The following is a 12502-nucleotide window of genomic DNA, read 5'->3' as shown; positions in this document are numbered from 1 at the left end:
GAGAGGTGATGCATATCTCACAGTCCCTGATCCTGATCACGCTTCTGGTGGAGCTCGGTGTAGCTGCGGCGGTTTCAAGCTCTCTCGCGCGGTCAAGGAAGTTCAAGGATGTTCTGCTGTCTCCCCGCCGGACGTCACGCCAGACCATCGAGCTGGTAGCGATGATCTGCGCGCCACTGGTTCTCGGCGTGCTGATTCGCGTCAAGGTGCCGAACTTTCTGGCAGCCGATCTCTCGCTGGCGACGACGGCGCTTTTGGGCATCCTGGTTGGACCCCTGGGAGCCATGGCCGGGGGAGCGGCGCTTGCTGTGCCCGCTTTGCTGCATCACGAATACTGGGCACTGCCCATCAACCTGATCATCGCGGCTATCGTCGGAGCCTTCCGCAAGTTCCTGGAGCCGGAAGACGTATGGTCGTTCTCTCCAATGATTGATCTCAGCATCTATCGCTGGATCACCAGAAATCTTCAACGGCCGCATCTCGATCGACAGGTCTTGTTGCTGGTGCTAATCGCGGTTCTGCAGCTTTGCGCAAGCGCCATTACATGGTTCAATCCGCGAAGATACTTCAGCCTGTATTCAAGAGAGTGGTGGGTCGAGCTCCTCATCTGCGCCACTGCTCCCATAGTCGTCGGAATCCCGCTGAAGATCTGGAACGCGATCCGTGTGGAAAGAAAGCTCGAAGAGCAGGAGCGCCTCCTGCTCGAGGCGCGGCTCGAAGCCTTGCAACGGCAGATCAATCCTCACTTCCTCTTCAATACGCTGAACTCGATTACGTCCCTCGTTCGTTCGCAGCCCGAGCTGGCGCGAGAAATGATCGTCAAGCTGGCCAACATCCTTCGTGTTCTGCTGAAGGATCGCGATGCGTTTGTTCCTCTGCGAGAAGAGCTGGTCTTTACCGACGACTATCTCGACATTGAAGTGGTACGGTTTGGAGAGAAGCTGAAGGTCGTCAAAGAGATTGCTCCGGAGACGCTCGATGTCATGGTTCCAGGAATGCTTCTTCAGCCGCTGATTGAAAACAGCATCAAGCATGGTCTTGAACCGAGGATCAGTGGTGGAACGGTCACTCTCAGAAGCCGCATTGAAGAAGACGGGACGCTGATCGTTGAGGTCGAAGACGACGGCGTTGGCATGTCGATTGAGCGCAATCAGGAGTCTGGTGCGGAGTCGCTGGTTCGTCAGGGTTCTGGAATCGGAATGAAGAATGTGCGCGAACGTATGGAGGTCCAATACGGAAGTATGGCCACCGTCGAGATAAATAGCCGACCTGGGCGCGGAACCAAAGTGACGCTGAAGATGCCTGTGCTGGAATCACAAACCTGGTCGCAGAGCGGAAAGCAGGTGATTGAGGCTGCTGTGAACGCAATGGACAGTGTGATGCGCCGGGCCACTCGGCTGGGTGGATGAGAGCGGTTGCAAGCTCTATTTCACGCGGTCCAGCACGCGCTGATAGTAGCTTTCGTAGAGCGGAATGATGCGGGTTGTACAGAACCGCTCCTGGGCTGTATGCCGCGCCGCTTGCGACATCGCTTGCAGACGATCTGGGGCTTTGAGGAGCGAGATTGCAGCCTCCGCCATTGCATCGACATCGCCAAGCTCAAAGAGAAGGCCATTTACCTGGTCATCGATGAGCTCAGGAACTCCTCCAACGCGAGTGGCAATCGCAGGGACCCTGCAGGCCATCGCTTCGAGAGCTGCCAGTCCAAAGGACTCCATCTGGCTGGGCATGATCATGAGGTCTGCAAGCGGAAGCAGCTCATGCACGGCATCCTGTTTCCCAAGGAAATGGATGCGGTCCTGCACGTTGTAGCGTAGAGCAAGCTGCTCGGCGACACTGCGATCGGGGCCATCACCGATGAGCATGAGTCGCGCAGGAAGAGCATGAGCTACGCGCGCGAAGACCTCTATCACGTCTGTCACTCGCTTTACAGGGCGAAAGTTCGAGAGATGGACGAAAAGGTGTTCGTCAGGAGCCGCAAAGCGCGGGCGCATCTCTGCCACAAGTTCTGGCTTGCGAACGTAGACATCGCAGTTGACGAAGTTGCGAATCACCTCGATCTCAGAGACCACTCCGAAGGCCTCGCGAGTGCGTTCCGCAAGGTGGCTCGAGATCGCAGTCACTCCATCCGAACGCTCAATCGCAAAGCGAGTGATGGGTAGATACGAGGGATCGAGGCCCACAAGCGTGATATCGGTTCCGTGCAGCGTGGTGATGAAGGGCAGCTTGCGGCGACGGGAAAGTTGCGTATGAGCCTCGATCATCTGGCTGGCAAGCAGCGCACTAACCGAGTGCGGAATGGCGTAGTGAACATGCAGCAGATCGAGAGAGTAGAAGTCAGCGACCTCAGCCATGCGGGTGGCGAGTGCAAGGTCGTAGGGGGGATATTCGAATAGAGGGTAGGTGGAGACGGAGACCTCATGGAAGTGGATGTTGGCCTCACGTCCAGTGAGCCGGAACGGCTGCGACGAGGTGATGAAGTGGACCTGGTGACCGCGCGCGGCGAGCTCAATTCCGAGCTCGGTGGCAACGACGCCGGAGCCCCCATAGGTGGGATAGCACGTGATGCCGATCTTCATCGAAGGCTCCTACTGGACTGTCTGACTACGAGTGACAACGGAGGTCGGTGTCTTTGTCGCCAGCTCTCCATAATGGATGAGCGCAAGGCGGTTCGGTTGCGCTAAAGCGCGAGGAAGAGCAGAGAGCAGCGCCTGCATCTCAATCTCCCGATGCGCGCGAAGCCGCGTGGTGACGCGGTCCAGGTCGTGATCGTTATACCCCGGATGGCAAACCAGTTCGAAGATTCCGGTGGACGGCATAGTGTCGAGGATCTCGGAAAGCGTCGATGCATTGAGGTTTCCCGTAGCGGATACCCCGAGAGTGCCATCGGTGGTGAAAACCTTATGTTCTTTCACTTCAGGATGGTTCAGGAAAGCTGGCCGGAAGCGATTGAGGAGGCTGATTTGAAAGCGACGTTTGAAGCCGGCGTGCGCCAGGCGGCGCGTAAATTCAGGCTCGAATGGGTTGCGAATTGCGCGAATGCCTGCGCGCTCCAGCACGCGAAGAAGAGGGCGTGTTACAGCAGGGAAGAGATGGCTGTGTTTGTGCGTATCGACGTGCGTAATCATGATGCCAGCATCTTGCAGCTTATGGATCTGCGCCTCGGCCTCGCGCTCGATGTCAGGTTCGCGAATGTGTCCGCGCAGCAATGCCTGAACAAAATCGAGCAGAGAAGGACGAAAGGTCCTTCCATCAGGGCCCAGCAGCGAGGGAATCTTCTCGGGGGAGCAGGCTGGCACTCCGTCTGTGAGCACGACATGGCAACCCACGCCAAGAGAAGGTGTGTCCTGGGCGATCGCAACTGCATCGTCGAAAGCAGGCCCGGTCGCCATCAGCGTAGCAGAGGTCAGCACGCCTGCCTGATGAAGTTCAGCGATGGAGCGGTTAATGCCGTGGGTAAGACCAAAATCGTCTGCGTTGATGATGAGGCGGGAGGACATGAAGTTCCGGTAGCAGACGCAACGCGAAGGTAAGTGATTTTTGGTGGGCAGAGAGGGACTCGAACCCCCGACATCCTGCTTGTAAGGCAGGCGCTCTAACCAACTGAGCTATCCGCCCACTCTTTATCCAGTGTATGGGACGTATGCGTGAGATGCAATCGGAGATGTCAGGTTGTCACGAAGTCCTGCGCAGGATATCTTCATGGATTGTGTGTGGTTGTTGCAGAACAGGAGAGATTAAGGCATGGGAATTCGTTTGCATTTCTGGGGTGCAGCCCGAACAGTTACCGGATCTTCACATCATTTAGAGTGCGCTGGACGACAGATCCTTCTGGACTGTGGGCTCTTTCAGGGCAAACGGCAGGAAGCCCAGGAGATCAACAAGCATCTGGCGCTGAAGCCGGAGGAGCTTGCAGCTGCGAATAGCGCACTGAGTGCCGTTGTACTCTCCCACGCGCACATTGACCATAGCGGAAACCTGCCAGGCCTGATCAAGCAAGGATACCGCGGACCGATCTATACCACTCCTACAACCATCGATCTGTGTGACCCAATGTTGAAGGACAGCGCGCATATTCAGGAAGGCGATGCGGAGTTCATGAACCGGCGGAGAAGTCGCCGGAAGATGGTGGGGGTGGCGCCTGGCGCGGAGCCGTTCGAGCCGCTCTACACGCAGGACGATGCCGAACAGGTGTTGCGGCAGATGCGTCCCGTCAAGTTGCATGAGTCGTCCATCCTGAATGGCTCGACGAAGGACGAAGGGTTTAGCATCTCGCTGACGAACGCAGGGCACATGCTGGGATCGGCCTGTGTCCTGGTGGAAGCGAATGAGCGCGGGCAGAAGACCCGTCTGTTGTTTTCAGGAGATGTAGGACGAAAGAACCTTCCGATTATTCAGGACCCGGATGAAGCCCCCGCAGCGGATTACCTGATTATGGAGAGTACCTATGGGAATCGCTTGCATCAGCCGCCCGGCCCGGTGAAGCAGAAGCTGGCAGCACTGGTGAAGCGCGTAGCTGCCCGCGGCGGAAGAATCATCGTTCCGGCATTTGCCGTGGAACGGACACAGCAGCTGGTGATGCTTCTGCATGAGCTGACCAATGAGAAGCAAATTCCCGATATGCCGATCTTTGTCGATAGCCCTCTGGCCACCAAGGTGACCGATGTCTTCCGGAAACATACCGAGGATTGGGATCAGGAGATCTGCGATTTTTATCATCAGGGGCACGATCCCTTCGATTGGGAGAGGCTGAAATATACGCAGACTGTACAGGAGAGCAAGGCGCTCAATGACTTGCGCGTTCCGTTTATCGTAATGGCGGCTTCGGGTATGTGCGAAGCAGGTAGAATCCTTCATCATCTGAAGAATGGAATTGAGGATCCACGCAATCTGGTCTTGATCACGGGATACCAGGCGGCCAATACTCTGGGCCGGAAGATTGTAGAACGGCTTCCCGAGGTCAACATCTTTGGCGAACCGATGCGGCTGCGCGCAGAGGTTGACTCGATCGGTGAACTAAGTGGACATGCTGATCAAAATGAACTGCTCGCCTGGATGGAGCCGACGGTGAAGACCGTGAAGAAGGTCTTCCTGGTGCACGGCGAGCCTTTGGCGCAACAAGCTCTGAAAGAGGAAATTGAACGACGCTACAAGCTCGAGGTGATTTGTCCGGCGCGTGGTGACCGGTTCGAAGTGAGCTAGCGGTCAGATTGCAGACGCCGCAAAAGCTCAGTATCACGGAATGATTCAGTCCCGCCGGGCCGTAGCGTCGAAAGAGCCGCGGTCCGGTTGCCCATAGCGGCACACTCTTCCAAAGATGCTCCTTCGACAAAACGTGAAAGAAAGCCTGCGTTGAAGCTGTCGCCTGCACCGATGGTGTCTACGGGCTTCTCCAGCATGGTGGGGACGCTCCAACGGCGATCTTTTTGCTGGACGATTGCACCACGAGATCCGCACTTGACGACGACAATTGGCACTCGTTCCGCAAGCCAGTCGATGGCCTCATTCAGATCATCGCGTTTGGCCATGCGCTTGGCCTCATCTTCGTTAGGAAAGAGAATATCGATCACGGGAAGCATAGTCGTGAATGCTTCTCCCCACTGATCGTCAGGATCGTCGTTGGTGTCCAGCGAAACCGTCAGACCGCGTGAACGAAGGTTGCGGCAGACGTCGGGCAAGCCGTTCTGCAGCTTCTTCTGCAGGAAAAAGGCGGAGACGTGAAAGTGCCTCGCGTTGGCGAGATAGTCGATGTCGAGATCTTCTGGAGCCAATTCGGCGATAGTTCCAAGGTAAGTCATGATGTGCCGGTTGGAACCGTGGTGAAGCAGAATGGTGACTCCGGTTTTTAAATCGTTCGCTTGAATGCAGTGGGACACATCGACACCGACCTGCTGAAGTCGTTGCAGCGCGACCTGTCCCATCTCGTCCGCGCCGATTTTGCCAACGAAGCCAACTTTTCTTCCGAGCGCAGCAAGATTATGTGCGAGGATCGACGATGACCCCCCAAGCGTCAGCTGAAAATTGCTAGCCAACAACTCACGCTCTAACGGCATCTTCTGTGGAAGCCCATAGAGAATGAGGTCAAGGTTGATGTCGCCTGCAATGGTGATATCGAAGGTTTTCATCGTGAATTACAGAGTGACGACCCGAGTCAGATTTTTAGGATTGTCGGGATCGAGTCCCTTTGCAAGTCCACGATAGCTTCCGAAGAGTTGTCCCCAGACGACATAGACAACAAGTCGTGCAAGCTCTGGTGCAGTAAGGTTGAGCTCAATCAGTAGATCGGCGGAGCCCCGCAGATCGTCGGTAGCGGCGTTCGCAACAGCCATCGTGATCGCTCCCAGCTCCTTCATCTCGCGTAGCACAGGTGCTTCGAACTTATAGCCGCTCTCCGAAACAAGAGCACCTACAAGAGTCGTTGGCCCCACGATCGATTTGGGGCCATGACGGAACTCCAGAGTATGGAAGTACTGCGCATAGGTGCTGGAGGATTCCATGACCTTCAATGCAGTCTCCGACGCAATTGGGTACAAAGCCCCTTGTCCGAGGAATGCGACATCGTCCAGATTGGTTTGCGCGAAGTCCTGAACCTTGGAGGAATAGGTGTCCAGCAGGCGACTCAGATCTTTGGGAAGCGAGCGCAGGGAGTCTAGGAACGACGTTTCCCCTGCGAGCGTTGCAGCAAGAAACTGCAAGCCTAAAAGCATCGATGTGAACGAAGAGGTCATCACGGTGCTTTTCTCATGAGTCGGAAGCTTGAGCACACGGGACGTCATGTTCGCCAGTTCCTGTCCATCGCAGGTAATGGCCAGGAATTCGACCTTCTGCGATTGGAGGTATTCAGCGACCTGTAGAACCTCAGAGGTATGTCCGGAGCGCGAGATGAGGACAGGGAAATATGCCTTGGGGCCGCGAGGGAGCGAAAGCGAAGGGAAGAGGAGAATCTCCGAAGCAGGAAGCGCATGCGTTGAGACGCCTGCTATTTGGCTCAGGCTGAACGCTGCGGCCTGGGCCAGGTAAAAACTGGTTCCGCAGCCGACAAAGACCCATTCCGTGTTCTGCGGATCGTAGCCAGAGGTAAGACCAGCTAGGTCCGCGGAAGAAAGATGGTCGAGAGACTGGTTCCATACCTCAGGTTGAGTATGAATCTCTTGGAGTGTCCAGATTTCCTGGCTCATGAATCGGGTGCCCTCGCGCGCTCTTGATTTGAATCGCTGTAAAGATTGTAAACGAAACATAAAGAAATAAAAAGAAAATCCCTTTATGCGTCCCTAAACGCGAATCAGCTCGATACCCGCACCTCGAAGTGCTTCCGCATCGTTTTCTGAGATCTGAGTATCAGTAATCACCGTATGGATTGCATGAGGAGCAACGATCAGCGCGAGGCTTCGCCGATTGAACTTTGTGGAATCGCATACCGCAACGACGCGACGGGATGCTTTGACCATGGCCCGATTCGCCCGCGATTCCAGAACGTTGGGCGTGGTGACGCCGACGATCGAGTCGAAGCCATCGACGCCCAGAAAAAAAATGTCGGCGTGAATCTCTGCGAGGGTCTCTTCAGCCAAAGGACCGACGAGAGAAAAAGAATTCTTCCGCATGGTTCCGCCGGTCAGGATCACTTCGAAGTTCGTGCTGGCAAGATCGGCGGCGATGTTGACGGCATTCGTGACGATGGTGAGGTTCTTGAAGCGGCGAAGCGCATGGGCCACCGCAGTTGTCGTTGTGCCGGAATCGAGCAGAACACATTGTCCATCGCGGACCAGCTTGGCTGCTGCTTCGGCGATTCGTTGCTTCTCGTTGAGTCGATGACGTTGCTTTTCCTGCAACGTGGGATCAAGCAAAGAGGTGGTCTGTGGAGCCAGAGCGCCTCCATGCGTTCTCTGCACCAGGCCGCGACGCTCAAGATTATCGAGGTCCTTCCGGATCGTAATGCGAGAGATTCCAAGGGAATCGGATAGTTCCGCAACGAGGACTCGGCCTTCTTTTTGTATCCGCGCCAGCACGTGCTGGCGCCGTTCCTCGATCAGCATGGGGTTAGCGTTCTTGTCGTTCTTTGCGATGCGTTTCTTCATAGGTCGTATGGGTGGGACTATCCTACATTCCCCTGATACTTATATCGAATCTCAAGGGAATGCGGCGAAAAAAGGTTTTCTTTTGACGCCTTGCGAAGATTTCATTATCTTTCGAAAAGTTCTCTTTTAGGGAGATTGGGTAATGGCTTCGAGCGATAAGTTCGTCAATATGGTGACGGCAACTGCGGATGTTGACCTGCGATTGAGTGATTTCCATCCGCGTTCTTCCCTTAATGCGACGGAACACACCGTTCTGAAACCCAAATATCCCGCCATCGATTATCACAACCATCTCGATTCAACCGATCCTCGTGAGGTGTTGGGGATTATGGACCGTTGTGGAGTCGAGCATGTAGTCAACATTACGATGCAGGTGGGACAGACCGCGCTCGATATTATGGATCGCTTCCACCAGGCCGCGCCGGGACGGTTTTCATCCATCGGCTGGATGGACTGGAGCGGCGTCGATCGCCCGGACTTTGTCCAGGTCACCATCGATCGGCTGAAGAGAATGATCGATCACGGTGCTTGCGGCATTAAGTTCTGGAAGGACTTCGGGCTGACCTTGAAGGATACCGATGGCTCGCTGCTCCGTATCGACGACGAGCGCTTTGCGCCGATCTTTGTCGCCTGTGGAGAACTTGGCTTGCCAGTGATGTTCCATACAGCTGATCCAACGGCGTTCTTTGAACCTATCGATCAGTACAACGAGCGCTATGAAGAGTTGGCCGCTCACCCGGACTGGGGGTTCTCCAATTCGCCGGTTCCCAAGCGTGAGCTTCTGGAGCAGCGGAACCGAGTCATCGCTCGCCATCCACAGGTTACCTTCGTGGGGGCGCACTGTGCCGAGAGCCCCGAGGATCTTGGTTTCTTATCTCAGCAGCTTGATGCGCTTCCGAATCTGCTGGTGGATATTAGTGCACGAACCCCGGAACTGGGACGTCAACCCTACAGCGCCCGCGAGTTCTTCTTGAAATACGCCGATCGCATTCTGTTCGGAACAGACCTTCTGCCGGACGATGCGATGTACCGCCTGTACTTCCGCTTCCTTGAAACAGCGGACGAGTATTTCGAATATCCATCCCATGCGTCCCGGCAGGGCCGCTGGAACATCTACGGTGTATTTCTGCCGGACGACGTTCTGCGTAAGGTGTACCGCGAGAACGCCCTCAAGCTAATGCCTCATCTTCGCTAGCGGGAGGTCGAGCGAATCGGAAAGAGCCTCCGCAGGCGGGAGTCGAGAAGCCATGGGCCTGCCATCACCACAATTCCTATGACCACTGTAATGAGGCTCGTACCGAGAGGTTGTCCTTCACGAAGGTTGATGCAGGTTGCCCCACCAAGATAGCTGACAAGCAAAGTCGCTCCTAGAAAAGAAGTGCTCGGAAGCAGGTACAGAATGGTACAGAGGATCTCGATGTAGGCGAGATGGTGAATGTGATGCTGAGGGAAAAGGATCGGCTCGCCGGGCTTCGGGACGTAGACAAACTTCATTACCGCGGTGAACAGGATCAGAAGCGCCGAGATTGCGGTGACGATGTAGCCCGTCCAGAGCTGTTTTTGGGAAGTGGTATTCGCGATAGGATGGCTAGCTAACGGCAGGACCTCGCGCAGAGTAGCATTGCGCAGCCAGAGACCTCCCCAGATAAAAAGAGCAACGTAGACAGGGAAGAGCGTATGCGAAAAGAGCGGATTATCGACGCGGAGATGGAGTGCAATCGCTCCGCCGAGGTAGCCGGTCAGCAGCAATGCGCCCAGCACCGATGTTGCCGGAAGGGCATACAGTGCAGTGCAGATCAACGCGAGAATGGCAATGGCAGGAGAGAGCTGCATGGGCCAACCAAGCTGAGTCTGAGCCGCGATCACTTGTGGATTGGTCGTGAACTTCATGCACGCATCCATCACGAGAAAGAAGATGGCAAGGGTGCTCAGGACATAGCCGGTATAGAGGCGCGTCTTCGATGGTGCGGTTTGGAGAGCGACGGTCATGGTTTGATCTGCTTTCTCTTGAAGTAGCCGCGACACTTGGGTGTGTCGCGGCGTTTCGGGTTGAGAGATTAGGCCTTCTTCTGACGAGATTCCAGTTCGGCGCGCAAACGCTCCTCGCTGGCCCGCAATTCGGGTGTGATCTCGGAACCGAAGTCTTCCAGTTCAAAGACCTGCCGTACCTCGATCTCGCTCTCTTCGTTGAAAGGGTTCGGGCATCGCTTGACCCATTCAAGGGCTTCTTCTTTCGACTTGCATTGCCAGATCCAGAAGCCCGCGATGAGCTCCTTGGTTTCGGAGAAGGGGCCATCAACCACAGTGCGCTTGTCTCCGCTGAAGCGAACACGAGCACCCTTTGAGCTGGCTTGGAGCCCTTCGCCTGCAAGCATAATGCCTGAAGCAACGAGCTCTTCGTTGAACTTGCCCATCGCCTCAAGGAGTTTCTGATCGGGCATGGCTCCGGCTTCGGAGGTAGGCGTGGCTTTGATGATGATCATGAATCGCATGGAGTGTTCCTTTCTCGGATCAGATGTGGATTGCCTTGAAACTCAGGAAGTCTTTCGCGCATAGGCTTGCATCTCTTCAAACCCGGCGGCGGCCTTCTGAACATCGGGTGGAAAGTCTGCCATCTCCTGGACCTGGCGAATCTCGATCGTCTCGTTGGCAGAGCCCGGGCAGCGTTTCGCCCACTCGATCGCCTCTTCGCGGGAGCGGACCTGGATCATCCAGTAGCCGCCCAGCACCTCCTTCACCTCTGCAAAGGGGCCATCGGTAACGTGAGGCTTTCCATTCGGAAAGGTTACCCGCGCTCCTGTTGAGGGTGGATGAAGCCCATCGAGGGCCAGCAGAACGCCGGCCTTCTGCAGGGATTCGTTGTACTTCATCATGGCAGCTACGGCCTCTGCACTCGGCATCGCGTCCGGTGCGGCGCTCTCGTAGCCTTTGGGGATCATCAGCATCATGAATCGCATGGTCAGCTCCTACGCGTTTTGAGTCTGGTGGCTCAATTTGATCGACTCGATGCAATTGTCCGAATCGTGAATGAGACGAATCTCTACCTCGCCATCTCCGGCGACATCGAGAAACTCGCGAGCCTCCTCAATGGCCTCCTGCTTTGAACTGACCCGGAAGAGAGCAAACCCGGCGATCAGCTCTTTCGCTTCGGAGAAAGGGCCATCCGTCACAGAGAGATTTCCTTTGGAGAGCCGCACCTTGGCTCCCTTACTAGTCTCGGCGCAGCCTTCGGTGGAGAGTAGTTTCCCCTCCGCGATCTTCTTCTGGATAAGATTGCCCATTTTGATCATCATCTCGGGCGTGGGTGGAAGACCAGCTTCAACGCTGGCAACATCGGCGGGGCGGTAGAGCATAAGAAAGCGCATGAATCACTCCTATAGAAAATATGCGTGGCTAAGTGTTTAGAAAATGGGCGTATTAAGCGTTGGGCTGATTGCAGTTGACCATCCAGGCGATCCCGTAACGATCGGTAAACATTCCGAAGCGCGTTGCCCAGAAGGTGGGTTGGATGGGCATGGTAACTTTGCCGCCGGCAGAGAGTTCCTTGAAGACGCGCTCAGCTTCGGCAACATCGTCAATCTGGAGCGAGACGGAGAAGCCTTGAGGGGCACTATAGTGCTCCGGCGGAGCATCGGAAGCCATCAGGACCGCATCGCCGACGGTGAGGCAGGCGTGCATGATCTTGTTGCGCCACTCCGGCGCAGTGTGCTGTTCGGCGGGAGTTCCGGCATGAGGAAGCATGCCTTGGATCTTGCCTTTCAGAACATGCTCGTAGAACTTGAAGGCTTCTTCGCAGTCGCCTTTAAAGAAGAGGTAGGGGTGGATCTTCATGGTCAATCTCCTTCGCGTTTGGCAAAGCGGCTTTTTCTTGCCGCTTTACTGATACGTCGAATGAAGACGATGGAAATCGACACGCCTCTGAAATTTTTATAAAAATATTTTCCGAAGACTTAAGCGACACCCGTTGTGCGAAGAATTTTCTCCGCATCCGTCGCCATTGTCTTCGAGACATGCCGGGTCAGCTCCTTGGCATAGTCGGCGGGGAAGTCTGCGGCTTCGATCACCTGCCGAATCTCAACCTCGACATCACATTCCCCCGTAAGCGTCGGACACTTCCGCGCCCAGGCGATAGCCTCTTCCTTCGATGGCACATCGATGACGATGAATCCGGCAACCAGCTCCTTCAGCTCGGTAAATGGGCCGTCGACTACGGTCTGCTTCCCCTTATTCACAAGGATGCGAGATGAATTGGCGCTGGGTTGCAGCCATTCCCCCGCAAGCAGAACCCCTGCATCCCGCATCTCCTGATAGTAGTTCCCGATGGCTCCAAGAAGAGCTTTACTGGGAAGTCCCGCTCCCTGTTCCATGTGCTTGTCGGCTTTACGAAGGATCATGAAGCGCATGAGTGTAGCTCCTGATAATTGAAT

Annotated in this window: 14 protein-coding genes and 1 tRNA gene; 3 read left to right on the top strand and 12 right to left on the bottom strand. The window is 55.5% G+C overall.

What is annotated here, in order from left to right; translation table 11 throughout:
- Positions 1 to 8: 8 nt before the first annotated feature.
- Positions 9 to 1409, top strand: coding sequence for a histidine kinase (locus tag H7846_RS13190; RefSeq protein ID WP_186692662.1), 1401 nt, complete (start codon positions 9 to 11; stop codon positions 1407 to 1409).
- Between the two features lie 15 nt (positions 1410 to 1424).
- Here the strand turns inward: H7846_RS13190 and bshA are convergent, their stop codons facing one another.
- The 3 genes from bshA to H7846_RS13175 all read right to left on the bottom strand — a co-directional run bounded on the left by bshA (position 1425) and on the right by H7846_RS13175 (position 3618).
- Entirely contained in the window at positions 1425 to 2579 is a 1155-nt protein-coding gene (gene bshA / locus H7846_RS13185; RefSeq protein WP_186692661.1) for an N-acetyl-alpha-D-glucosaminyl L-malate synthase BshA, read from the bottom strand.
- A 9-nt stretch (positions 2580 to 2588) separates the two neighbouring features.
- Complete coding sequence (locus H7846_RS13180; RefSeq protein ID WP_186692660.1) at positions 2589 to 3500, bottom strand: ChbG/HpnK family deacetylase; 912 nt, start codon at positions 3498 to 3500, stop codon at positions 2589 to 2591.
- Between the two features lie 41 nt (positions 3501 to 3541).
- Positions 3542 to 3618, bottom strand: a tRNA-Val gene (locus tag H7846_RS13175).
- A 126-nt stretch (positions 3619 to 3744) separates the two neighbouring features.
- Here H7846_RS13175 and H7846_RS13170 point away from each other — a divergent pair.
- Positions 3745 to 5202: an MBL fold metallo-hydrolase RNA specificity domain-containing protein gene (locus tag H7846_RS13170; RefSeq protein WP_186692659.1), complete on the top strand. Its 1458-nt coding sequence runs from the start codon at positions 3745 to 3747 to the stop codon at positions 5200 to 5202.
- On the opposite strand, the gene H7846_RS13165 is transcribed toward H7846_RS13170, so the two are convergent.
- From H7846_RS13165 to agaR, 3 genes are all read right to left on the bottom strand, one after another.
- On the bottom strand, positions 5199 to 6125 hold the full coding sequence (locus tag H7846_RS13165) for a carbohydrate kinase family protein (RefSeq protein ID WP_186692657.1): 927 nt from the start codon (positions 6123 to 6125) through the stop codon (positions 5199 to 5201). The two genes, H7846_RS13170 and H7846_RS13165, sit on opposite strands and share 4 nt — an antisense overlap.
- A gap of 6 nt (positions 6126 to 6131) precedes the next feature.
- On the bottom strand, positions 6132 to 7178 hold the full coding sequence (locus H7846_RS13160) for an SIS domain-containing protein (protein WP_186692655.1): 1047 nt from the start codon (positions 7176 to 7178) through the stop codon (positions 6132 to 6134).
- Positions 7179 to 7271: 93 nt separating this feature from the next.
- Entirely contained in the window at positions 7272 to 8075 is an 804-nt protein-coding gene (agaR, locus tag H7846_RS13155) for a transcriptional repressor AgaR (RefSeq protein ID WP_255460630.1), read from the bottom strand.
- 142 nt (positions 8076 to 8217) lie between these two features.
- Here agaR and H7846_RS13150 point away from each other — a divergent pair, with 142 nt between their 5' ends.
- Positions 8218 to 9270: an amidohydrolase family protein gene (locus H7846_RS13150; protein WP_186692653.1), complete on the top strand. Its 1053-nt coding sequence runs from the start codon at positions 8218 to 8220 to the stop codon at positions 9268 to 9270.
- Here the strand turns inward: H7846_RS13150 and H7846_RS13145 are convergent.
- The 6 genes from H7846_RS13145 to H7846_RS13120 form a co-directional block, all read right to left on the bottom strand.
- Positions 9267 to 10064 (bottom strand): DoxX family protein, encoded by a 798-nt coding sequence (locus H7846_RS13145; RefSeq protein ID WP_186692651.1) that lies wholly within the window; start codon positions 10062 to 10064, stop codon positions 9267 to 9269. The two genes, H7846_RS13150 and H7846_RS13145, sit on opposite strands and share 4 nt — an antisense overlap.
- Positions 10065 to 10132: 68 nt before the next feature.
- Positions 10133 to 10567 carry a YciI family protein gene (locus H7846_RS13140; protein WP_186692649.1) on the bottom strand — a complete coding sequence of 145 codons (435 nt, stop codon included), beginning with the start codon at positions 10565 to 10567 and terminating at the stop codon, positions 10133 to 10135.
- Between the two features lie 42 nt (positions 10568 to 10609).
- A complete protein-coding gene (locus H7846_RS13135) occupies positions 10610 to 11032 on the bottom strand; it encodes a YciI family protein (protein ID WP_186692647.1) in 423 nt (140 codons plus the stop codon).
- A gap of 9 nt (positions 11033 to 11041) precedes the next feature.
- Positions 11042 to 11440 (bottom strand): YciI family protein, encoded by a 399-nt coding sequence (locus tag H7846_RS13130; RefSeq protein ID WP_186692646.1) that lies wholly within the window; start codon positions 11438 to 11440, stop codon positions 11042 to 11044.
- A gap of 52 nt (positions 11441 to 11492) precedes the next feature.
- Entirely contained in the window at positions 11493 to 11906 is a 414-nt protein-coding gene (locus tag H7846_RS13125; protein ID WP_186692644.1) for a VOC family protein, read from the bottom strand.
- 119 nt (positions 11907 to 12025) lie between these two features.
- Positions 12026 to 12478 carry a YciI family protein gene (locus H7846_RS13120; RefSeq protein ID WP_186692642.1) on the bottom strand — a complete coding sequence of 151 codons (453 nt, stop codon included), beginning with the start codon at positions 12476 to 12478 and terminating at the stop codon, positions 12026 to 12028.
- Between the last annotated feature and the right edge of the window lie 24 nt (positions 12479 to 12502).

This window comes from Edaphobacter sp. 4G125 (assembly GCF_014274685.1).
In the GTDB taxonomy this organism is placed as follows: domain Bacteria; phylum Acidobacteriota; class Terriglobia; order Terriglobales; family Acidobacteriaceae; genus Edaphobacter.
This window is presented reverse-complemented; position numbering and strand designations above follow the sequence as displayed.